General features: G+C 64.9%; 25 protein-coding genes. 19 read left to right on the top strand and 6 right to left on the bottom strand.

Annotated features, from left to right (window positions below; genetic code table 11):
* The first annotated feature begins 449 nt into the window (after positions 1-449).
* The gene (locus tag FJ471_RS05395; RefSeq protein WP_140802125.1) at positions 450-899 is read left to right on the top strand and encodes a universal stress protein; all 450 of its coding nucleotides are present in this window, start codon (positions 450-452) and stop codon (positions 897-899) included.
* 149 nt (positions 900-1048) lie between these two features.
* On the opposite strand, the gene FJ471_RS05400 is transcribed toward FJ471_RS05395, so the two are convergent.
* On the bottom strand, positions 1049-2104 hold the full coding sequence (locus FJ471_RS05400) for a D-alanyl-D-alanine carboxypeptidase family protein (protein ID WP_140802126.1): 1056 nt from the start codon (positions 2102-2104) through the stop codon (positions 1049-1051).
* A 346-nt stretch (positions 2105-2450) separates the two neighbouring features.
* On the opposite strand from FJ471_RS05400, the gene FJ471_RS05405 reads away from it, so the two are divergent.
* From FJ471_RS05405 to FJ471_RS05420, 4 genes are all read left to right on the top strand, one after another.
* Entirely contained in the window at positions 2451-4259 is a 1809-nt protein-coding gene (locus FJ471_RS05405; protein WP_140802127.1) for a methyl-accepting chemotaxis protein, read from the top strand.
* Between the two features lie 174 nt (positions 4260-4433).
* Positions 4434-5540 (top strand): hypothetical protein, encoded by a 1107-nt coding sequence (locus tag FJ471_RS05410; RefSeq protein ID WP_140802128.1) that lies wholly within the window; start codon positions 4434-4436, stop codon positions 5538-5540.
* Between the two features lie 198 nt (positions 5541-5738).
* On the top strand, positions 5739-6350 hold the full coding sequence (locus tag FJ471_RS05415) for a nucleoside triphosphate hydrolase (protein ID WP_140802129.1): 612 nt from the start codon (positions 5739-5741) through the stop codon (positions 6348-6350).
* 190 nt (positions 6351-6540) lie between these two features.
* Positions 6541-6870, top strand: a complete 330-nt coding sequence (locus FJ471_RS05420) for a hypothetical protein (protein ID WP_140802130.1) — start codon at positions 6541-6543, stop codon at positions 6868-6870.
* A 71-nt stretch (positions 6871-6941) separates the two neighbouring features.
* On the opposite strand, the gene FJ471_RS05425 is transcribed toward FJ471_RS05420, so the two are convergent.
* The 3 genes from FJ471_RS05425 to FJ471_RS05435 form a co-directional block, all read right to left on the bottom strand.
* A complete protein-coding gene (locus tag FJ471_RS05425; protein ID WP_140802131.1) occupies positions 6942-7646 on the bottom strand; it encodes a glutathione S-transferase N-terminal domain-containing protein in 705 nt (234 codons plus the stop codon).
* Between the two features lie 229 nt (positions 7647-7875).
* Positions 7876-9084, bottom strand: a complete 1209-nt coding sequence (locus FJ471_RS05430; protein ID WP_140802132.1) for a beta-ketoacyl-[acyl-carrier-protein] synthase family protein — start codon at positions 9082-9084, stop codon at positions 7876-7878.
* A 4-nt stretch (positions 9085-9088) separates the two neighbouring features.
* Positions 9089-9343, bottom strand: a complete 255-nt coding sequence (locus FJ471_RS05435) for an acyl carrier protein (protein WP_126063251.1) — start codon at positions 9341-9343, stop codon at positions 9089-9091.
* 195 nt (positions 9344-9538) lie between these two features.
* Between FJ471_RS05435 and FJ471_RS05440 the strand changes: the two genes are divergently transcribed.
* From FJ471_RS05440 to FJ471_RS05460, 5 genes are read left to right on the top strand one after another with little or no spacing between them, the layout of a single operon-like run.
* Positions 9539-10426 (top strand): urease accessory protein UreD, encoded by an 888-nt coding sequence (locus tag FJ471_RS05440; protein WP_140802133.1) that lies wholly within the window; start codon positions 9539-9541, stop codon positions 10424-10426.
* A gap of 21 nt (positions 10427-10447) precedes the next feature.
* Positions 10448-10750 (top strand): urease subunit gamma, encoded by a 303-nt coding sequence (locus tag FJ471_RS05445; protein ID WP_140802134.1) that lies wholly within the window; start codon positions 10448-10450, stop codon positions 10748-10750.
* 12 nt (positions 10751-10762) lie between these two features.
* Positions 10763-11017 carry a DUF1272 domain-containing protein gene (locus FJ471_RS05450; protein WP_140802135.1) on the top strand — a complete coding sequence of 85 codons (255 nt, stop codon included), beginning with the start codon at positions 10763-10765 and terminating at the stop codon, positions 11015-11017.
* A 25-nt stretch (positions 11018-11042) separates the two neighbouring features.
* Positions 11043-11636, top strand: a complete 594-nt coding sequence (locus tag FJ471_RS05455) for a HupE/UreJ family protein (protein ID WP_140802136.1) — start codon at positions 11043-11045, stop codon at positions 11634-11636.
* A gap of 7 nt (positions 11637-11643) precedes the next feature.
* Positions 11644-11949, top strand: a complete 306-nt coding sequence (locus tag FJ471_RS05460) for an urease subunit beta (protein ID WP_140802137.1) — start codon at positions 11644-11646, stop codon at positions 11947-11949.
* A 35-nt stretch (positions 11950-11984) separates the two neighbouring features.
* Here the strand turns inward: FJ471_RS05460 and FJ471_RS05465 are convergent, their stop codons facing one another.
* Together FJ471_RS05465 and FJ471_RS05470 are read right to left on the bottom strand one after the other, a co-directional pair.
* Positions 11985-12413 carry a hypothetical protein gene (locus FJ471_RS05465; protein ID WP_246684621.1) on the bottom strand — a complete coding sequence of 143 codons (429 nt, stop codon included), beginning with the start codon at positions 12411-12413 and terminating at the stop codon, positions 11985-11987.
* A 216-nt stretch (positions 12414-12629) separates the two neighbouring features.
* The gene (locus tag FJ471_RS05470) at positions 12630-13013 is read right to left on the bottom strand and encodes a hypothetical protein (protein ID WP_140802139.1); all 384 of its coding nucleotides are present in this window, start codon (positions 13011-13013) and stop codon (positions 12630-12632) included.
* A 194-nt stretch (positions 13014-13207) separates the two neighbouring features.
* On the opposite strand from FJ471_RS05470, the gene ureC reads away from it, so the two are divergent.
* The 9 genes from ureC (at position 13208) to FJ471_RS05515 (ending at position 19948) form a co-directional block, all read left to right on the top strand.
* A complete protein-coding gene (gene ureC, locus FJ471_RS05475; RefSeq protein ID WP_181179179.1) occupies positions 13208-14923 on the top strand; it encodes an urease subunit alpha in 1716 nt (571 codons plus the stop codon).
* 64 nt (positions 14924-14987) lie between these two features.
* Positions 14988-15482 carry a DUF29 domain-containing protein gene (locus FJ471_RS05480; protein WP_140802141.1) on the top strand — a complete coding sequence of 165 codons (495 nt, stop codon included), beginning with the start codon at positions 14988-14990 and terminating at the stop codon, positions 15480-15482.
* Between the two features lie 62 nt (positions 15483-15544).
* On the top strand, positions 15545-16138 hold the full coding sequence (locus tag FJ471_RS05485; protein WP_140802142.1) for a hypothetical protein: 594 nt from the start codon (positions 15545-15547) through the stop codon (positions 16136-16138).
* A gap of 57 nt (positions 16139-16195) precedes the next feature.
* Positions 16196-16801 carry a glutathione S-transferase family protein gene (locus FJ471_RS05490; RefSeq protein ID WP_140802143.1) on the top strand — a complete coding sequence of 202 codons (606 nt, stop codon included), beginning with the start codon at positions 16196-16198 and terminating at the stop codon, positions 16799-16801.
* Complete coding sequence (ureE, locus tag FJ471_RS05495) at positions 16798-17376, top strand: urease accessory protein UreE (RefSeq protein ID WP_140802144.1); 579 nt, start codon at positions 16798-16800, stop codon at positions 17374-17376. The genes FJ471_RS05490 and ureE overlap by 4 nt, the downstream gene beginning before the upstream one ends.
* On the top strand, positions 17369-18040 hold the full coding sequence (locus FJ471_RS05500; RefSeq protein WP_140802176.1) for an urease accessory protein UreF: 672 nt from the start codon (positions 17369-17371) through the stop codon (positions 18038-18040). The genes ureE and FJ471_RS05500 overlap by 8 nt, the downstream gene beginning before the upstream one ends.
* The gene (locus FJ471_RS05505; protein WP_140802145.1) at positions 18037-18477 is read left to right on the top strand and encodes a DUF3995 domain-containing protein; all 441 of its coding nucleotides are present in this window, start codon (positions 18037-18039) and stop codon (positions 18475-18477) included. Before FJ471_RS05500 ends, FJ471_RS05505 begins: the two co-directional genes overlap by 4 nt.
* A complete protein-coding gene (gene ureG, locus FJ471_RS05510) occupies positions 18474-19106 on the top strand; it encodes an urease accessory protein UreG (RefSeq protein WP_140802146.1) in 633 nt (210 codons plus the stop codon). Before FJ471_RS05505 ends, ureG begins: the two co-directional genes overlap by 4 nt.
* A 74-nt stretch (positions 19107-19180) precedes the next feature.
* On the top strand, positions 19181-19948 hold the full coding sequence (locus tag FJ471_RS05515; RefSeq protein WP_140802147.1) for a class II aldolase and adducin N-terminal domain-containing protein: 768 nt from the start codon (positions 19181-19183) through the stop codon (positions 19946-19948).
* Positions 19949-19967: the final 19 nt, after the last annotated feature.

The raw sequence follows: 19967 nt of genomic DNA on the forward strand, positions 1-19967 counted from the left end.
GCCAAGCCGGCGCGGCATATCCATGGTCAGTGTGAAGAGCGTGTGACGGAACAAGTTCTTGTGATTGGGCGGGGGGGCGGCTGCTGAGGCAATTGCATAGGCCTGCGCAGCCCCCGCTCCGTCCCGGCGCTGCGCGCCGATCCACCTCTCCCCCATTTCATGGGGGCGAGGAAACGCCAATCGCCGAGGGCGCGACCTCCCAAGCTTGGGTTCCTCGCCCCCGCCAAAGGCGGGGGAGAGGTGGCTCGGCGAAGCCGAGACGGAGAGGGGAGCGCCGCTGGCGATCTCGCGCCCACCCCCTGGCGCAATCGTCTCCGCCGGCTGGCCTTGATCCAGATCAAGCCGGCCCCTGTGGCTGGCCTGATAGGCTGACTATATCGAAACCAGGCCTGAGCGTTCAGGCTCCGCCAGTTGGGGCGCGTCGCCCCGAGAAATGAGGGATCGCCACCATGTACAAGAAAATCCTGATCGCCACCGACGGCTCGGAACTCGCCGGCAAGGGCGTCGCCCACGGCCTGGAGCTGGCCAAGGGCCTCGGCGCCAGCGTTGCCTTCGTCACCGTCTCGGAGCCGTTCCCGGCGCTTGCCTGGGGCGGCGCGATGGCGGGCTATGTCGCCGCCGACGAGCTGGTCAATTACGAGGAAAGCGCGCGCAAATATGCCAGCGAGCTGCTCGCCAAATGCAAGGCCGAGGCCGAGGCGAAGGGCGTCGGTGCGAAGACCCTGCACATCGAGAACCGCACCCCCGCCGAGGCGATCCTCGAGGTCGCCGGCGCGGAAGGCAGCGACCTCATCGTCATGGCCTCGCACGGCCGCCGCGGACTGGGACGGCTGGTGCTCGGCAGCCAGACCGCGGAAGTGGTGTCGCTGACGCAGATCCCGGTGCTGGTGGTGAGATAGGGCTAGGGAGGCGCGCCTCCGCGCTTCGTCATTCCAGGGTTTGCGCGCCGCTTCGCTCCTTGCTCCGCCCTGGAATGACGAAGGAACGGACTTCGCCGTCCTTCAGGCGTCATTCCGCAGGAGCGGCAGGCGTTCCTCGCGACCCGCCTCTACTGCGTCGGCAGCAGCGGCGAAGTGGGCGACGCCAGGTCCGCCGACGGCAGATCGGACGCCGGCGAACCCGGCAGCGGTGATGCAGGCGCGGCCGGAGGCGGCGGCAATCCCGGCAAGCCAGAGTCCGCCTGCGGCAAGCCGGGAAGCGGCGCGGCCGACGGCTGCTGCCCGGAATACATCAGCCTGGGCTGGCCGGCATCCGCCGTCATCGGGCCCACGCTGCGCTGGATCAGCGCCTCGACATGGTCGTTGCGCTGGCGCGCCGAGTCGGCGCCCATCACCACCACGATCAGGTGCCTGCCATCGGCATTGTAGGAGGTCACGATGTTGTAGCCCGAAGCCCTTATGTAGCCGGTCTTGATGCCGTCGACGCCACGCACGCGGCCCAGCATGTCGTTATGGCCGCGCACCAGCTTGCCGCGGAACATGAAGTCGCTTTCGGAGAAATAATGGAAATGCTGTGGGAAGCGCTTTTCCAGCGCCATGCCCAGCACCGCCATGTCGCGCGCCGTGGTCACCTGGCCGTCGTCGGGCAAGCCGCAGGCGTTGCGGAAATTGGTGCCGCTCATGCCGAGCGAGCGCGCCTTGGCGGTCATCATGGCGGCGAACTGGTCCTCCGAGCCGCCGCCCAGATATTCGCCCACCGCCACCGCCACGTCGTTCGCCGACTTCACCACCATGGCGCGGATGGCGGAATCGACGTCGATCGTCTCGCCGCGCCGGAAGCGCAGCTTGGTCGGCGGCTGCGAGGCGGCGTGGTCGGAAACCGGGATACGCGTCTCCTTGGTCACGCGGCCGCTCTCCATCGCCTCGAACAGCATGTAGAGCGTCATCATCTTGGTCAGCGACGCGGGATAGCGCTGCGACCTCGAATTGACCTCGAACAGCGTCTTGCCGGTCGAGGCATCGACCACGATCGCCGCATATTTCTGCGGCTGCGCCGGTACGGTCAGCACGCTTTCCGGCGGCGCGGCCGTCGTGCAGCCGGCGACCAGCGCGAGCAATGCCAATATGGCGATGAGTTTTTGCAGGAGAGGGAAGGGACGGGGCAAGACTTGTTCTAAAACTGTTGCTGAGACGCGGCGAAGCTAACGTAACCCATCCGCCGCGTCCAACTGGTTAACGCGCATGACAAGGCATTTGCCCAGCTTTCGGGGGCTAAGCAGGCTCCTTTGCCTTCGATGTTGGCGCCGCCCCTCATCCGGCCGCTTCGCGGCCACCTTCTCCCGAGGGGAGAAGAGGTTGGCGCCGGCGTCGACAATCTCCTCTCCCCTCGGGGAGAGGTCAGCCGAGCGAAGCGGAGGCTGGGTGAGGGGCCGTCAGCGCCCGGCTCGACCCGCTTTGCCATCCGCCCCACCTTTCCGCTAATATGTCGCGGCTTGGTTTGGGGGGATCGGCATGTCGGAAATCGCCACGGGTACGACCTCGCTGCTCAGGGCGTCGCTCAGCCGCACCGGCAAATGGGCGGCGAGTTTCGCCTTTGTCAGCGGCGCGGTCGGCGACGTGCTCAACCCGCTCGGGCCCTTTGCCGCCTATATCGCGCTCGCCGCCGCCGTCACGGCTTTGATCATCGCCATCGCCATGGTGCTGCGCCTGGTGCTGGCGGCGAAAGCCATGCCGGCGCTGATCTTCGCCACCAGCGCCGCGGCGATCGCCGGCGGCGTCTACGGCATCCAGCAGGAGACGAATTCGCAGAACGGCGTCATCGCCAGCCTCGTGCCGGCGGTCGCCGAGCTGCAGCAGTCGCTGGGCATCGTCTCCGAAAAGGTGGCGAAGATCGAAAAGACCGTCACCGAAACCCAGAAGGCCGTCGAGGAGGTCAAGAAATCCACCGACACGGTGGCGAAGACGACCGAAGAGATCGCGCAGACGCAGACCAAGCAGACCGAACAAGGCGCCGAAACCCAGAAAACGGTCGAAGCGGTGAAGCAGACCACCGACACCTTGGCCGCCGGCCAGCAACAGCAGCAGGCGCAGGCGCAAAAGCTGCAGGCGACGACCGAGCAGATCGCCGTTTCCATCGACACGATCGCCAAGGGCTTTGCGCAGCTTTCGGCGCAGGGCGGCGCGATCGCCGACCCGAAGCGCCCGGACGAGTTCTACCACAATGCCCGCGTCTACGAGCTCGCCGGCGATATGCTCAACGCCCGCCGCTCCTACCTCGCCTTTGCCGGCTTCGATGTCGACGCCATCGACCCCTATACGCGCTTCGCCACGCTGCTCAGGGTCCAGGACGGCAAGGCCGGTGCCCGCGAAGTCTTCGGCCAGCTTGCCGAAAAGGCCAAGTCGCCTTCGATCAAGCTCGTCCATCTGTTGCAGTTCGACGATGCGCAGCGGCTCGACAAGCTCAACGCCTTCATCGCGGCCAATCCGGAATACGCGCCGGCTTACTTCCTGTTGGCGCAGGAATTCTCCGAGGATCGTCTCGGCAGCCAGACGCTCGCCGACAAGCGCAGCGAGGCGCAGGCACTGACCAAATTCGTCTCCTATGAGAAGGACGGCGGCCTGCTCAAATATTTCGTCGACCAGACGCAGCTGGCCGACTGGCTGGACCGCAGCCGAACCCGGCTGACGGCGCTGGGCGACGTGCTCGACCCGTCGCGCTTCGTGCCGACATTGACGCCCATGCGCTCCAATGCCGGCTGGTCGATGACGATCTCGCTGCCCGAACCGGCGACGGCAATCTCCTGGCGGCTCGGCGACAGCGGTCCGTTCACCGACACCGGGGTGATGGCGATGAACGACCAGCGCACCGGCAAGCCGATGCCCAATCCGAGCTTCGAATTGCCCGACAGCACCGCGGCCACCAACATCGCCGTCAAATATCTCGACATCAGGGGCCGCGAGACCGGCCCGTTCGACATCCGCTTCGACCCGGACGGCGCGCTGCAGCAGGGCAACAAGCAGATTCTCGACCAGTTCTGGACCTCGTGGATCGCCTTCGATTCCGGTGGTAATCGCGGCCTGGTCTATTTCACCCAGATGCTGTCCTACCGCTGCGCCATCAAGGCGGTGCATTACAGCCTGAACGGCACGACGCTCGACAAGGAGATCAAGATGCCGCCCTGCGACGCCAAGGACCCCTATGCGATTCCGTCCGACTACCAGCCCTACTTCAAGGTCAAGGGCGACGTGACATCGATGGCGGTGCAGGTGACCTATACCGACGGCACGAAATCGCCGGTCAGGGAGTATAAAAGGCAGTAGCAGGCTTCTTTCTCCCCGTTAACGGGGAGAAATGCCCGGCAGGGCAATGAGGGGCAGCGCCTGCGGCCATAAGTTTGCGGTTCGGGTCGTGCCTGATGCAAAATGCCGGTCATCCCGCTTGCGCGCGCTCCAACGGTCAGGTTTTCCTTGCGCAAAGATTCGCGGGAGGCATCCATGGACACCGTCACGATTGGCGCAAAAGGCATCTCGGTCTCGCTTGATCTCGCGGTCGGCCATGTCGCCGCCATGGACATCGAAGCCGACGGCCGCGTTCTAAAACCCCTGCACCGCGCGCCCTGGGTCGGTTCGCCGCGCGAAAGCCTGCCGGAAAACCTGCCCGAAGGCACCGTGCGCCTCTCAGGCGATTTCCTCTGCGCGCCATTCTCCACCAGCGATGTCGAGGCTGCACCCCTGCATGGCTGGTCGGCTAATAGTGGTTGGGACGTCGTCGAGAACGGCGCGGTTGCCGGCGGCTGGCGGGCTGTGTTCCGGCTGCGCCGCAAGGTGATGGGCGCCACCATCGACAAGGTCTTCACGCTGCGCGACGGCCATCCCTTCCTCTACCAGGAGCACATATTCTCCGGCGGTTCCGGCGCGATCTCCGTCGCCCATCATCCGATGACGGTGATGACGGGCGGCGGCCGGTTGGCCTTCTCGCCCAAGCGCATGGCGGTCACGCCCCCGACGCCGCCGGAGCCCGATCCGGCGCGGGGCCGGTCCATGCTGGCCTATCCGGCCCGCTCCAGTGACCTCACGCGGTTCCCGCTCGCCGCCGGCGGCACCACCGACCTCACCGACTACCGCATGGAGGACAGGCGCGAGGATTTCATCACGCTGGTCGAGGCGGATCACGGCGGTCCGGGCTGGACGGCGATTGCGCGGCGCGCCGAGCAGAATCTGGTGCTGGTGCTGAAGAACCCGGCCGAACTGCCGGTGACGATGCTGTGGTTTTCGAATGGCGGCCGCGATTACGCGCCCTGGAGCGGCCGTCACGTCGGCGTGCTCGGCATGGAGGACGGCCGCACGGCCGTCGGCCACGCCGCCTCGCTCGGCGACAACTGGTTGAAGCAGGAAGGCGTGGCGACGGCCTTCGCGCTCGCCGAGGGACGGTCGGTGTCGTTTCGCCATGTCATCGGTGGAGTGCCGTTCGCCGAGGCCGAGCCGCCGGCCGGGGTGGAATCGGCGTTTGACCGCCTGCGCGTCCTCGCCACCGGCGGCGCGGCGCGGGAGTTGCCGTTCGACGGCGGCTTCCTGCGCATCGGCCGTTCTGTTCCGGCGTAAGGCTCAGGGGCAGAGCGTTCCAGGAATTCGTCATTCCAGGGCTTCGCCCGTGGATGACGAACGGACAGGCGTCCCGGCTAATCTCGAAGGCGGGAAACTGCCAAACACGCGGTCGAAACCTTGGCATCTAGAACGAGGTTTGAAATTTCCGCCTTTCACCGCCAAGATGCCGGCCGAACCGCAGCCGGAAAGCAGCCGATGTCCGAGATCGCCCATATCACAGCCGCCATCTTCAAGCGCGCCGGTAGGGCCAAGCGCTTCGTCGTCGCCATCGCCGGTCCGCCCGGCGCCGGCAAGTCGACGCTGTCGGCTTCCTTGCATGAGCTTTTGCCTGAGGGCAGCGCGGAGGTCGTGCCGATGGACGGCTTCCACTATGACGATATCATTCTCAACCGCCGCGGCCTTCGCCCTCGCAAGGGCGCGCCGGAAACCTTCGATTTCGCCGGCTTCGAGACGTTGTTGAAGCGCATCCGCTCGGGCGAGCCCGACATCGCCATCCCGGTGTTCGATCGCAGCATCGAACTGTCGCGCGCGGCGGCCGAAATCGTCGGCGCCGACACCAAGTTCATCCTGGTCGAGGGCAATTACCTGCTGCTCGACGAGGAGCCGTGGTCGCGGCTGGCGCCTTTGTTCGATTTCACCATCTTCGTCGACGTGCCGCGCAATGAACTCGAGCGCCGCCTGATGGAGCGCTGGCGGGAGCATGGCAAGTCGGACGAGGACGCCCGCGCCTGGATCGCCTCCAATGACATGCCCAACATCGAGCGCGTGCTGGCGCGGCGCCGGCAGGCCGACATGGTCATTGGCTGATGACTGGGTCATTGGTCAATGACCTCGGTGATTGGTTAACCTGCTCAATTTTCAATATTTTCCGGCGGGAACTTTAAGGTTTTCACGCCGTTATGACCCTGTCCCGAATTGTCCGGCATCCGAGCAATTCCAGGAAGGTGCACGCCGCTTTCCGTCCCGAATTGCGAAGAAAAAGAGCAGGAGCCGTCAGATGGCAACCAACAGCAGAAAACCCGTGGCCAAGAAAAGCAGGGCCAACCAATCCGGGACGACGCAGGCTCAGCCTGGCGCCGGCCCGGCGACAACGAAAGACGCAAAGCCGAGTTTCGGCAAGGCGGCGCCAAAGAAAGTGACGCCCGGCGCGATCCACAAGGTCGCGGCCAAGAGCGCCAAGCATGCCAAGCCGGCAACGCGGCCGGCGGCAGGCAAGTCGGGTCCGATCCGCACCGTGGCCAGCGTCGCCACCGGAGCGGTCGTCGCCACCGCAAGGCTAGCGGCCTCCGTATTCGGCCGGGGCGGTACGAAGGCCAAGGCGAAATAGGCCATTGAGAGTTTAAACAAATCGGGCGGCGCCGAAGCGCTCGCCGCTAGCACGGTTTTCCGAAGCCAGCGTCAGCCCTTCGCGGGGATGGTGAGGCCCCGCTTCACCGCCGGCCGTGCCAGGCCGCGTTCCAGCCATTCGGCGACGGTCGGGAAATCGTCGAAGCCGACCAGGTCGCGCGCCTCGTAGAAGCCGATCAAATTGCGCACCCAGCCCAGCATCGACACGTCCGCGATGGTGTAATCGTCGTCCATGATCCACTTGCGGCCCTTCAGCCGCGTTTCGAGCACGCCGATCAGCCGGCGCGATTCGTCGCGGTAGCGCTCCAGCGGTCGCTTGTCGGCAATCTCGCGCCCGGCGAATTTGTGGAAGAAGCCGACCTGCCCGAAGATCGGGCCGATCGCCGCCATCTGGAAGAACACCCACTGGATCGTCTCATAGCGCCGCGCCGGATCGGCGGGGATGAGCTTGCCAGTCTTGTCGGCCAGGTAGAGCAGGATGGCGCCGGATTCGAACAGGCCGATCGGCCGGCCGCCCGGACCATCCGGATCGATGATCGCCGGGATCTTGCCGTTCGGGTTGAGTGACAGGAATTCCGGCGTCCAGCTCTCATTCTTGCCGATATCGACGTAATGCGGCTCATAGGGCAGGCCGATCTCCTCCAGCGCGATCGACGCCTTCACGCCGTTGGGCGTCGTGGCGGAATAAAGCTGCAGGCGCTCGGGGTGCTCGGCCGGCCAGCGCTTGGCGATCGGAAAGGCGAACAGGTCGGTCATCGGAAACTCCGGAGGCGGATTGGCGCCGGGCGGCGCTCATGGCGGGTGAAGAAAGAATTAGGACCCTGGCCGACCAGGATCAATACACCGGCAAGCGGCTGGAGCAATTCCAGGAAAAGCGGTTTTCCGTCCGGAATTGCGTAAAAACAAAGAGATAGAGCGGTTCGCCGTTTCCGTGAAACGGTGGACCGCTCTATCCGTGCACACACAGTCAACCCAATGGCTGCGATCAGATCGCCTTGAAGGCCAGCACCGCATTGGTTCCGCCGAAGGCGAAACTGTTGCTGAGCGCCGCGCGCACCTTGCGCTCGCGCGCCGTGTTGGGCGTCACGTCGAGGTCGCATTCCGGGTCCGGCTCGCGGTAGTTGGCGGTCGGCGGCACGACGCCGTCGCGGATCGCCATGACGCAGGCGATCATCTCCAGCCCGCCGGAGGCGCCGAGGCAATGCGCATGCATCGACTTGGTCGACGACACCGAAAGCGAACGGGTATGTTCGCCGAAGACCCGTTTGATCGCCGCCGTCTCGATCTGGTCGTTGGCCTTGGTGCCGGTGCCGTGCGCGTTGAGGTAGTCGACGTCTTCCGGATTGAGTCCGGCATCCGCCAGGCAAAAACGCATCGCCGCTTCCGGTCCCTCGACGGTCGGCGCGACGATGTCGGAGGCATCGGCCGAAAGCCCGACGCCGCCGATCTCGGCCAGAATGGTGGCGCCGCGCGCCATCGCGTGATCGTAGCTTTCCAGCACCGCCATGCCGGCGCCCTCGCCGAGCACCAGGCCGGCGCGATCGGCCGAGAACGGCCGGCAGGTGTCGGGCGAAAGCACCCTGAGCGCCTCCCAGCCCTTCAGCACACCCCACACCAGCGGCGCTTCGGTGCCGCCGGCGACCATCACGTCGGCGCGGCCGAGCCTGATCTGGTCGACCGCCGAGGAAATCGCGTGGTTGGCCGACGAACAGGCCGAAGTGGCGCCGAAAACAGGGCCGCGCAGGCCGAGCGCCATGCTGACCTGGCCGGCGGCCGCGCCCGGCATCACTTTCGGCACGGTGAAGATGGCGGCGCGGTTGCGCCCTTCGAGCAGGATCGCCCGGTAATTCTCCTCGATGGTCTCGAAGCCGGCGACGCCGATGCCGACGATCGCGCCCATCCGGTAGGTGTTGTCGGCATGCGCGACCAGTCCGGATTGCCGCATCGCTTCCCGCGCCGCGATCACCGCCAGCAGGCTGAAACGGTCCATCGACACGACCTGCTTGCGGTCGATGCCGTGGTCCGGCAATTCCTTGATTTCGCAGCCGGTCTTGACCTTCAGGTCATGCAGCGACGGATTGTCGATGGGGCCGATGGCCGAGCGGCCGGCGCGCATGGCGTCCCACATCGCCGGCGCATCGTTGCCAAGCCCGCAAATCCCGCCGATACCGGTGATGACGACGCGTTTTTGCATGCAGTCAGGCTTTTTTCGCGATCAGTTCGCGAACCGCCTCGACCATGTCGCCGACGTTCTTGAGATTGCTCCAGGCGTCGACCGTGTTCATCTCGATCTCGATGCCGTACTTTTCCTCGAGATCGAAGATGATCTCGGTCAGTTCCAGCGAATGGATGCCGAGCGTGCCGAGATCGGTGCTGGTGGTGATCTCCTCGCCGCCGGTATCGGCATGCGCTTTGATCTTTTCGATGATCTCGGTCGTCAGCTGGTCAGCCATTCGGTTTCTTCCCTGTCGTTTCCCGACGCCGACTGATCAGCGCCCCTTTTTGATCCCCGGATCCAACAAACGCCGCGCCCTTACCTCGCCAGGCACCACGCGACCGCTCCAAGGTGGCTTCCCTCTATAGAAACCGAAACGATGTCAAGCAACAAGCGATATCGACAAAGCCACCGGAGTGCTTAACCTGGGATCATGGATAGGATCGGCAACACCTCGACATCCCAACCTGCCTCGCCTTTGGCCACCGCTTCCTTGCCCGCCACGCAACGTGTTGCCGGCCTGGGTAGGCTTTTGTGCGGCAAGATTGGCGGCCGCACGCGCCTGCAGCGGCTTTACCAGGACGGATCGGCCAAAATCCGCCTGCCGGCGGTGCAAGGCGATCCGCTCGAGGCGGTGCTGATCAACACCGCCGGCGGGCTGACCGGTGGCGACCGTCTCGGCTGGGCGATCGAGGTCGGCGCCGACGCTTCCGCTTCCGTCACCACCCAGGCCTGCGAGAAGGTCTACCGCGCCGCCGCCGACAGGGCCGAGACGAGCGTTGGCCTGCGGGTCGGTCCGGGCGGCCGCATCGCCTGGCTGCCGCAGGAAACCATCCTTTTCGACCGCGCCGCTTTCGCCCGCACGCTGGATGTCGATCTCGCCGAGGATGCCGAAGCGCTGATACTCGAAGCCACGCTGTTCGGCCGGCTGGCCATGGGCGAGCGGACGCTCTCCGGCAGTTTCCATGACCGCTGGCGGGTTCGCCAGGGCGGCGCGCTGATCCATGCGGAGGATTTCCGGATCGGTCTGGATATCGCGGCAACGCTCCGGCGGCCGGCGGCGACTGGCGGCGCGCTGGCCGTCGCCACGCTGCTGCTCGTTTCGCCGCAGGCGGAAAGCCTGCTGGAGCCGGCCCGCGCCATCATCGGCGATTCCAGCATCAGCGGCCGGGGCGGCGCCAGTTTCTGGAGCGTCGGCCGATCTGGCAAGCTTCTTGCGAGGCTTTGTGCCGGCGACGGCTACCAGCTCCGCAAGCGGCTGGTTCCGCTCGTCGAACTGCTCAATGGGCGGGCGGGCCTGCCTAAATTGTGGTCACTCTGACCTGAAATACCGGGACATCGCATGAATCTGACGCCGCGTGAAAAAGACAAGCTGCTCATCGCCATGGCGGCGATGGTGGCGCGCAAACGGCTGGAGCGTGGCGTCAAGCTCAATCATCCCGAAGCCATCGCCCTGATCACCGACTTCGTCGTCGAAGGCGCGCGCGACGGCCGCCCGGTCGCCGAGCTGATGGAGGCTGGCGCCCATGTCGTCACCCGCGCCCAGGTCATGAACGGCATTGCCGAGATGATCCACGACGTCCAGGTCGAGGCGACGTTTCCCGACGGCACCAAGCTGGTGACCGTGCACGAACCGATCAGGTGAGGAGAACGACCCGTGCTGGAGCTCAGGCCGAATTGCGAATGCTGTGACAAGGATCTGCCGCCGGAGGCGAGCGATGCGCTGATCTGCACCTTCGAATGCACGTTCTGCGCCGACTGCGTCGAGAATGTGCTTGGCGGCGTCTGCCCCAATTGCGGCGGCAATTTCGCGCCGCGGCCGATCCGGCCGGCGGCGAAGCTGGCGAAATATCCGCCGTCGACCAAACGCGTGCTCAAGGCCGAAGGCTGCGGCCCGCGCAAAGCCGCTTAACCAGATCAATTGGAAGGGCATAAAGATGATCCCCGCCTCGATGAAACGCAGCACGCTCGCCGTCATCCTGTTGCTCGCCGCGGCGATGCCGGCTGAAGCCCATGTCGGCATCGGCACGACCTCGTCCTTCGCCGCCGGCTTCGCGCACCCGCTGTCCGGCCTCGACCACATGGCGGTCATGATCGCCGTCGGCCTGTGGGCGGCTATGAAGGGCGGCAAGGCCATCTGGGCCTGGCCGCTCGCCTTCGTCGGCGTGATGCTGGCCGGCGGCGCGCTCGGCATGCTGCATGTGCCGGTGCCTTTCGTCGAATCGAGCATCCTTGCTTCCGTCGTGGCGCTCGGTCTGCTGGTGGCGCTGGCGGTCGACCTGCCGGTCTCGGCCGGGGTCGCCATCATTGGCCTGTTCGCGCTGTTCCATGGCCATGCCCACGGCACCGAAGTGTCGGAAAATGCGGGCGGGCTGGAATATATGGCGGGCTTTGCGATGGCCACGGCGCTGCTCCACGGGATCGGCATTGCGGCCGGTCTCGGCTTCGGCCTGCGCTTCCGCGGCCTGGCGCGCGCCGCCGGCGCCGCTTGTGCTGCGGTCGGCGTCGGCCTCGCCTTCGGCGTTCTGTGAGGGCGCGATGATCCCCGGCGAAGTCATCGCGGCCAAAGGCGACATCGAGCTCAACAAGGGGCTGCCGACAGTGACGCTCAAGGTCGCCAACAGTGGCGACCGGCCGGTCCAGGTCGGCAGCCACTATCATTTCTTCGAGACCAATGAGGGTCTGAAATTCGACCGCGAACGCGCGCGCGGCATGCGGCTCGACATCGCCGCCGGCACGGCCATGCGCTTCGAGCCGGGGCAGGAGCGCGACGTCACGCTCGTGCCGCTGGGCGGCAAGCGCGAGGTCTATGGTTTCCAGCAGAAGGTGATGGGCAAGCTGTGACGGCGGCCGGCGCGCCCACATCGCTTCGGCGGCCATCACTTCGGGGGCTTGGCGGCGGCATAGATGACGATCCTGCCGGGATTGTCGAACTCCACCGCGAGCACGTCCTCGGCCTGCACACGGCGCGAATCGATCGCGTTGAAGAGCAGGGCATTCGCCTCGATCTCCTGGCGCAGTTCGGCCACGTCGTCCTTATGCTGCTTCACCTTGTTCTCGATCGCCGGCGGCGGTCCGCCTTCGCTGCGCGCCGCATCGGTCAGGAACACGATGTCGACCGTGTCGAGCTTGGTGGTCTTGCGCACCGTGCCGATATTCTCGCGGGTGCGGTCGATGGCCGTGATGACCTTTCCGGCTTCCGTCCTGGAGAGCGTCTCCTCCTGGCGGATGTCGGAATCGACGATTGCGGTGGCAGGCTTGTTGCTGTCCAAGGGTTGCGCCGCGGATACCGCATAGGGCACGGCCATGAGAACCGTCGCGACAACCACGGAACTCCATTTTGCAAAGGGCGGGGCATTCGCCATCGCTCGCTCCTGACTGAACTCGTGGCGGGGCGAAAACAGCGAAACGGCCCTGCCTGGCCGCAGGTTCCCTTCAAAAGCTGGCCGGCGGACCGCAAGGCGGCCCGCATTCTCTTCAAAATATGGTTGGCGGACCGCAAGGCGGTCCGCCAGGGCGCGCAATCAGCTGGCCTTCTTGGTGATCAGCGTCAGCGCGCCGTCGGGCTGCATGCTGGCGGCGATCACCTGCGCCGAGCTGACGCCCTTGGCTTCGAGCGCGGATTTCACCTTGGGCGTGGCGTCGATCGACTTGCGCAAGGTCTGCAGGCCGGCATCGCCGCGCTGCGCCACGATCTGGTTGACCTGCGTCTGCGTGTCCTTGGGCAGTTCGGTGATGTCGACGATGTTGACGCTCTGGATCGCCGGCACCGCGGGCTGGCCCTTCGGCGCGGCCTGAGCGGGCGCGGTCGGCGCCGGGCTGGGCTGCGGCGTCGGCTGCTGCTGGGCGCCGGCAGTGCCTGCCATCATCAAGGTGGCGGCTGCGGCAATGACTATCGTTCTGCGCATGGATGTTCCTTCCATCGGTTTGGCAAACGGTCGTTTTGGGCTGACTCGGGCACCTCAACCGCCAAATGGGCGCGCAAGGTGTCGCCGAACGGGTCATTGCGTGACCATTGGATGGCGACAATGTGCAGCCCTGGCTCAGACAAGCTTACTTTTGGCAACCTTGTTTTTGGCAACCTGAATTCCGGGAGCAATCGCTGATGGCCAGGATAACCCGCGCGTCCTATGCGCAGATGTATGGCCCGACGGTCGGCGACAAGGTGCGGCTTGCTGACACCGAGCTCTTCATCGAGGTCGAGAAGGACCTCACTGTTTATGGCGAGGAAGTGAAATTCGGCGGCGGCAAGGTGATCCGCGACGGCATGGGCCAGAGCCAGGTCACACGGGCGGGCGGCGCGGTCGATACCGTCATCACCAACGCGCTTGTCGTCGATGCGCTCCTAGGCATCGTCAAGGCCGATATCGGCCTGAAGGACGGTCGCATCGCGGCGATCGGCAAGGCCGGCAATCCGGACACGCAAGCCGGCGTCACCATCATCATCGGCCCCGGCACCGAGATCATCGCCGGCGAAGGCAAGATCCTGACGGCCGGCGGCTTCGACGCGCATATTCATTTCATCTGCCCGCAGCAGATCGAGGAAGCGCTGATGAGCGGCATCACGACGATGCTTGGCGGCGGCACGGGTCCCGCGCATGGCACGCTGGCCACCACCTGCACACCAGGCCCTTGGCACATGGCGCGCATGATCCAGTCCTTCGACGCTTTCCCGATGAATATCGGCCTGTCCGGCAAGGGCAATGCGTCGAAGCCGGCGGCGCTGGAAGAGATGGTGCTGGCCGGCGCCTGTTCGCTGAAGTTGCACGAGGACTGGGGCACGACGCCCGCGGCAATAGACTGCTGCCTGTCGGTGGCCGACGACTACGACGTGCAGGTGATGATCCACACCGACACGCTGAACGAGTCCGGTTTCGTCGAGAACACTGTTGCCGCCATCAAGGGCCGCACCATCCACGCCTTCCACACCGAGGGCGCCGGCGGCGGCCATGCGCCCGACATCATCAAGGTCTGCGGCCTGCCCAACGTCATCCCGTCCTCGACCAATCCGACGAGGCCCTACACGGTCAACACGCTGGCCGAGCATCTCGACATGCTGATGGTCTGCCACCATCTGTCGCCGTCGATCCCCGAGGACATCGCCTTCGCCGAGAGCCGCATCCGCAAGGAGACCATCGCCGCCGAGGACATCCTGCACGACCTCGGCGCCTTCTCGATCATCTCCTCCGACAGCCAGGCCATGGGCCGTGTCGGCGAGGTGGCGATCCGCTGCTGGCAGACCGCCGACAAGATGAAGCGCCAGCGCGGCGCGCTGCCCGGCGAGACCGGCGACAACGACAATTTCCGCGTCCGCCGCTACATCGCCAAATACACGATCAATCCGGCGATCGCGCATGGCCTGTCGAAGGAGATCGGCTCGATCACGGTCGGCAAGCGCGCCGATCTGGTGCTGTGGAACCCGGCCTTCTTCGGCGTCAAGCCGGAGATGGTGCTGGTCGGCGGCTCGATCGCCGCGGCGCCGATGGGCGACCCGAACGCCTCGATCCCGACACCGCAGCCTATGCATTACCGGCCGATGTTCGGCGCCTACGGCAAGGCGCTGACCAATTCCTCGGTCACCTTCGTCTCGAAGGCGGCGCTCGACGCCGGCCTGCAAGGCAGGCTGGGCGTCGACAAGGCGATGATCGCGGTCGAGAACACACGCGGCGGCATCGGCAAGCATTCCATGGTGCTCAACGACGCCACGCCGCATGTCGAGGTCGATCCCGAAACCTATGAGGTGCGGGCCGACGGCGAGTTGTTGACCTGCGAGCCGGCGACCGTGCTGCCGATGGCGCAGCGGTATTTCCTGTTCTGATACTGAATCGTGGGCCGGCGCAGCTACGGTTGGCTTGAGATCGAAAACGGCGCATTATGCGACCATGAACAAGATCCAAATACAGCGCCGGCATAAGTCTACACCCTACGAGACCGACTATGCTGTGTGGTGCGCCGAGCAGGGCGCACTATTGCGCGAAGGTCGTCTCTCTGACCTCGATCGCGAGAATCTTGCCGAGGAGATCGAGAGCCTGGGGCGGAGCGACAAGAGGGAAATTGCGAGCAGATTGGGCACCTTGCTCCAGCATTTGCTCAAATGGGAATTTCAGCCTGAAAAACGCAAAACCGGTTGGTTGGCGACGATCCACGAACAGCGATTTCGGATCGAAAATCTACTCGATGAGAGTCCTAGCCTGAAAACCTATCCAGGAAAACAACTTGGTCAGGAATTCAAAATAGCGAAGTTGAAAGCCGCCGACGAGACCGGTCTGAGAGAGCGGGATTTTCCCGTCGATTGCCCGTACACGATCAGCCAAATTCTCGATCATGATTTTTTCCCCGGCATTCCCTGGTCATCGGACAAACTTATCCGCGAATGAAACATCACTTTGCGTCGGCCCGTTGGCTGGCCTCCCAGCATTGACAGCCCTGTCAGTAGGCCATGGCCACCGAAATCGCCTCTCCGCACGACATCTTCCCGCATATCCGCATCGTCATGGGCATGGTGATCGGCCTTGGCGTCACCCGGCTGCTGTCGGGGGTCGCCCGCCTTGTCCAGCATCCCGGCCAGTACCGGCTCTACGTGGTGCATCTCGCTTGGGTCGCGTCGGTGCTGTTGATGATGGTGCATTTCTGGTGGTGGGAGTTCGGCCTCTACGCCATCGAGAACTGGACCTTCGGCAAATATCTTTTCATCATCTTCTACGCCATCACGCTGTTCCTGATGTGCGCGCTGCTGTTTCCGGATTCGATGCTCGATTACACCAGCTACGAGGATTACTTTTATTCGCGCCGCGCCTGGTTCTTCGGGCTGCTGGCGGCGACCTATCTGCTCGACGTCGTCGACACCCTGCTCAAGGGGCCGGAGCATTTCGCCCGCTTCGGCAACGAATATCTGTTCCGCACGCCGGTCTTCGTGGCGCTCTGCCTGATCGCGATCCTGGTGCGCGATCGCCGCTTCCATATCGCCTTCGTCGCGGCCGCGCTCATCTACCAGATATCCTTCATCCTGCGGCTCTTCGACACCATCGTCTGAGCGGCATTGGGCTGACGTTGCGTATGGTCTAGGGTCTCGGAAAAGCAAGGTTCAACCATGTACAAGGCCGTCGGATCGCGCGGCTCCCGCGTCAGCCGGGTGCTCTGGATGCTCGAGGAGCTCGAGCAGCCCTACGCGTTCGTCGAGGTCAAATTGCGCTCGCCGGAAGCCTATGCGCTCAACCCCTCCGGCAAGGTGCCGATCCTGATCGACGGCGATATCGAAGTCACGGATTCGGCGGCAATCTGCGTCTATCTGGCGGACAAGCACGCCGATAAGGGCATGGGCGCGAACCCTGGTCTCGCCGGCCGCGCCGAGATGGACTCCTGGATGCACTTCGCCCAGAGCGAATTGGAAGCGCCGCTGTGGAACAAGCTGCGCCACCGCTTCCTGTTGCCAAAGGATGTTCGCGTCGATGTCGGGCCGGCCGCGGCCTATGATTTCGCCTCCGAAATAAAAGCGCTGGACCGTCGGCTTGGCGACAAGCCCTTTGCCTTGGGAGACCGCTTTTCGGCCGTCGACGTCTTGCTGGGCGACATGGGCGGCTGGGCCCGCGCCGGCCGGTTCCCGATCGAGTCGGACCGGGTGAATGCTTATTTCGACCGTGTGCTGTCGCGACCCGCTCGTGCCCGCGCCCAAGCTAATGGCGGAGCCATGAAATGAAGCTCAACATCAACACCGATTTCACCAAATTCCCACGCGCCGTCTCGGTGCTGCTAGCCGGCGAAGCTGGCTCGGCGACGCCCTATGACAAGGCTGTGCTGCCGCATGACGAGCGTCATCTTCGTCGCCGCGCCATCGAAACCGCGACCGGCGACAAGGTGCTGGTCGACCTGCCCGAACCGGTGGCTTTGGCCAATGGCGACCGGCTGGTGCTGGAGGACGGCCGCCAGCTCGAGATCGTCGCGGCGTCCGAGGAGGTCTACGACATCCGCGCCCGCGACACCCTTCATCTCACCGAGCTTGCATGGCACATCGGCAACCGCCATCTCGCGGCGGCTATCGAGGCGGACCGCATCCTCATCCTGCGCGACCATGTCATCAAGGCGATGCTGGAAGGTCTCGGCGCCACGGTGAACGAGGTATCGCAACCATTCAGTCCGGTGCGCGGCGCCTATTCCGGCCATGGCCACGACCACGGCCATTCGCATGATCATCACGATCATGACCACCATGACCATGATCACGGCCACGCGCATGATCACCACGACCACGGTCACCATCATCATCATGACTGAGCGGCTTTCCAGCGTCGCTCTGCTGCGGCTGATGGCCTGGCTGTCGCCGGCTTTTCCGGTCGGCGGCTTCGCCTACAGCCATGGCCTCGAGTACGCCGTGCACGATGGATTGATCGCCAATCGCGAGGATCTGGCCGGCTGGCTGGAGACGCTGGTCGAGGTCGGCTCGGGCTGGAACGATGCCGTGCTGTTCGCCGAAAGCTGGCGCCGCGCGCGCGACGGTGGTGATCTGGCGGAAGTCGCCGCGCTGGCCGAGGCGATTGCCGGCTCGCGGGAGCGTCATCTCGAAACCATGCTGCAGGGCACGGCCTTTCTCCAGGCGGCGTCCGCCTGGCCGTCTCCGGTGCTGCAGCGTTTGCCGACCGATTGCCCCTATTGCGTGGCAGTCGGCGCTGTTGCCGGGAGCGGCGGCATCGATCTTTCGCAGGCGCTGTCCGCCTTCCTCCAGGCTTTCTTCTCCAATCTCGTGCAGGCGGCGATCAGGCTCGGCGTCGTTGGCCAGGCCGACGCCGTCCAATTGTTAGCCGGCTTCGAATCTCTGGCGCTGATGACTGCATCGCGCGCCGCCGCCTCGACGCTCGACGATCTCGGGGGCGCGGCCTTCATGTCGGATATCACGGCGATGCAGCATGAGACGCAATACTCCAGGCTGTTCCGCTCATGATCGTGCTTGCCGTCACCCTCTCCTTCGTCCTGCTCCTGATCACCACGCTGCATGTCTATTGGGGCATAGGCGGCATCTGGCCGGGCACGGACCAGGCGTCCTGCGCCCGCGCCGTGGTCGGTTTCCGCGGCGTCGACGAGATGCCGTCGTCCTTCGCGAGTTTTGCCGTCGCCGCGTGCCTCACGCTCGCGACGCTCTGGCCGCTGGCGCTCGCGGGTGTCTTTGCGACGCCCTTTCCGAGAGAAGGCCTGGCGGCCACCGCATTGATGATCGGCCTCGTCTTCCTCGGCCGCGGCATTGCCGGCTTCACGCCCTGGTGGCGCCGGCTCGCGCCTGAACAGCCTTTCGCGCGGCTCGACCAGCGTCTTTATTCGCCGTTCTGCCTGTTGATCGGGTTGGGCTTTGCAGTTCTCGCTATCTCGGAGTTCCCGGCATGACGTCGAAAAACGGCCCTCTTCGCATCGGCATCGGCGGCCCGGTCGGCTCCGGCAAGACGACGCTCACCGAAAAGCTCTGCAAGGCGCTGCGCGACGACTTCTCCATCGCCGTCGTCACTAACGACATCTACACCAAGGAGGATGCGATGATGCTCGCGCGGCTGCAAGCATTGCCCGAAGAACGCATCGTCGGCGTCGAGACCGGTGGCTGCCCGCACACCGCCATCCGCGAGGACGCTTCGATCAACCTGCGGGCAATCGCCGAGCTGAACAAAAAATTCCCCGACCTCGACATCATCTTCATCGAATCCGGCGGCGATAATCTCGCCGCCACCTTCTCGCCCGACCTTGCCGATCTGACGCTTTATGTCATCTCGGTCTGCCAGGGCGAGGAAATCCCGCGCAAGGGCGGCCCGGCCATCACCCGCTCGGACTTCCTGATCATCAACAAGAGCGATCTGGCGCCCTATGTGAACGTCAACCTCGAAATCATGGAGTCCGATGCCGGCCGCATGCGCGGCAAGCGGCCCTTCGGCTTCACCGACCTGTCGCGCGGCAAGGGTCTGCAGGACGTGATCGACTTCATCGTCGAGCATGGCGGGCTGCAGTCGGAACGGCCTGCTGCCTGAGCCGCTGACCTACCAGTTTGCGGTTGCTGGCAGCCGTCGGGCACGGCATTCTCACCCAAACAGGAGGATTTTCGATGAGCCTTGCCCGCCTGCACAAGGAACCGCTGAGCAACCTGCCCTATTATGAGGAGCGGGTCGACCTCGCCGCCGCCTTCCGCTGGACCGCCCGGCTCAACATGCATGAGGCGGTAGCCAACCACTTTTCGCTGTCGGTCAACGAGGACGGCACCAAATTCCTGATGAACCCGAACCAGGTGCATTTCTCGCGCATCAAGGCGAGCGACCTGCTTTTGATCGACGCCAACGATCCCGAAACGCTGTCCGGTCCCAATGCGCCCGATCCGACCGCCTGGGGCCTGCACAGCGCCATCCACCGCAATGTCCCGCATGCGCGCTGCGCCATGCATGTCCATTCGATCCACGCCACGGTGCTCGCCTCGCTCGCCGATTCGACGCTGCCGCCGGTCGACCAGAACTCCGCCATGTTCTTCAACCGCCATGTCGTCGACGCCAATTATGGCGGGCTGGCTTTCGAGGAGGAGGGCGAGCGCTGCTCGCAGCTTCTCACCGACCCCAAGGTCAAGGTGATGGTCATGGGCAATCACGGCGTCATGGTCATCGGCGACACCGTCGCCGACGCCTTCAACCGCATGTTCTATTTCGAGCGCGCCGCCGAGACCTACATCAAGGCGCTGTGGACCGGCCGGCCGCTGCGCACGCTCTCCGACGAGATCGCCGAGAAGACCGCGCGCGAGATGGACGACTACCCCGGCCAGGCCGAACGCCATCTGGCCGAGCTGAAGGCGATCCTCGACGAGGAAGAGCCGGTCTACCGGAACTGAAGCTCCTTCCTTCTCCCCG

The sequence above is a fragment of the Mesorhizobium sp. B2-7-1 genome (assembly GCF_006440735.1).
Lineage (GTDB): Bacteria > Pseudomonadota > Alphaproteobacteria > Rhizobiales > Rhizobiaceae > Mesorhizobium.

Excerpts from the sequence above, each read along its gene's own strand:
- FJ471_RS05465 (WP_246684621.1), bottom strand. The coding sequence starts at position 12,413 with ATGGCCGTGCCCTATGCGGTATCCGCGGCGCAACCCTTGGACAGCAAC.
- FJ471_RS05435 (WP_126063251.1), bottom strand. The coding sequence starts at position 9,343 with ATGGCTGACCAGCTGACGACCGAGATCATCGAAAAGATCAAAGCGCAT.
- FJ471_RS05500 (WP_140802176.1), top strand. The coding sequence starts at position 17,369 with ATGACTGAGCGGCTTTCCAGCGTCGCTCTGCTGCGGCTGATGGCCTGG.
- FJ471_RS05460 (WP_140802137.1), top strand. The coding sequence starts at position 11,644 with ATGATCCCCGGCGAAGTCATCGCGGCCAAAGGCGACATCGAGCTCAAC.
- FJ471_RS05485 (WP_140802142.1), top strand. The coding sequence starts at position 15,545 with ATGGCCACCGAAATCGCCTCTCCGCACGACATCTTCCCGCATATCCGC.
- FJ471_RS05480 (WP_140802141.1), top strand. The coding sequence starts at position 14,988 with ATGAACAAGATCCAAATACAGCGCCGGCATAAGTCTACACCCTACGAG.
- FJ471_RS05395 (WP_140802125.1), top strand. The coding sequence starts at position 450 with ATGTACAAGAAAATCCTGATCGCCACCGACGGCTCGGAACTCGCCGGC.
- FJ471_RS05445 (WP_140802134.1), top strand. The coding sequence starts at position 10,448 with ATGAATCTGACGCCGCGTGAAAAAGACAAGCTGCTCATCGCCATGGCG.
- FJ471_RS05515 (WP_140802147.1), top strand. The coding sequence starts at position 19,181 with ATGAGCCTTGCCCGCCTGCACAAGGAACCGCTGAGCAACCTGCCCTAT.
- FJ471_RS05410 (WP_140802128.1), top strand. The coding sequence starts at position 4,434 with ATGGACACCGTCACGATTGGCGCAAAAGGCATCTCGGTCTCGCTTGAT.
- FJ471_RS05455 (WP_140802136.1), top strand. The coding sequence starts at position 11,043 with ATGATCCCCGCCTCGATGAAACGCAGCACGCTCGCCGTCATCCTGTTG.
- ureE (WP_140802144.1), top strand. The coding sequence starts at position 16,798 with ATGAAGCTCAACATCAACACCGATTTCACCAAATTCCCACGCGCCGTC.
- FJ471_RS05470 (WP_140802139.1), bottom strand. The coding sequence starts at position 13,013 with ATGCGCAGAACGATAGTCATTGCCGCAGCCGCCACCTTGATGATGGCA.
- FJ471_RS05405 (WP_140802127.1), top strand. The coding sequence starts at position 2,451 with ATGTCGGAAATCGCCACGGGTACGACCTCGCTGCTCAGGGCGTCGCTC.
- FJ471_RS05490 (WP_140802143.1), top strand. The coding sequence starts at position 16,196 with ATGTACAAGGCCGTCGGATCGCGCGGCTCCCGCGTCAGCCGGGTGCTC.
- FJ471_RS05505 (WP_140802145.1), top strand. The coding sequence starts at position 18,037 with ATGATCGTGCTTGCCGTCACCCTCTCCTTCGTCCTGCTCCTGATCACC.
- FJ471_RS05440 (WP_140802133.1), top strand. The coding sequence starts at position 9,539 with ATGGATAGGATCGGCAACACCTCGACATCCCAACCTGCCTCGCCTTTG.
- ureG (WP_140802146.1), top strand. The coding sequence starts at position 18,474 with ATGACGTCGAAAAACGGCCCTCTTCGCATCGGCATCGGCGGCCCGGTC.
- FJ471_RS05425 (WP_140802131.1), bottom strand. The coding sequence starts at position 7,646 with ATGACCGACCTGTTCGCCTTTCCGATCGCCAAGCGCTGGCCGGCCGAG.
- FJ471_RS05430 (WP_140802132.1), bottom strand. The coding sequence starts at position 9,084 with ATGCAAAAACGCGTCGTCATCACCGGTATCGGCGGGATTTGCGGGCTT.
- FJ471_RS05415 (WP_140802129.1), top strand. The coding sequence starts at position 5,739 with ATGTCCGAGATCGCCCATATCACAGCCGCCATCTTCAAGCGCGCCGGT.
- FJ471_RS05420 (WP_140802130.1), top strand. The coding sequence starts at position 6,541 with ATGGCAACCAACAGCAGAAAACCCGTGGCCAAGAAAAGCAGGGCCAAC.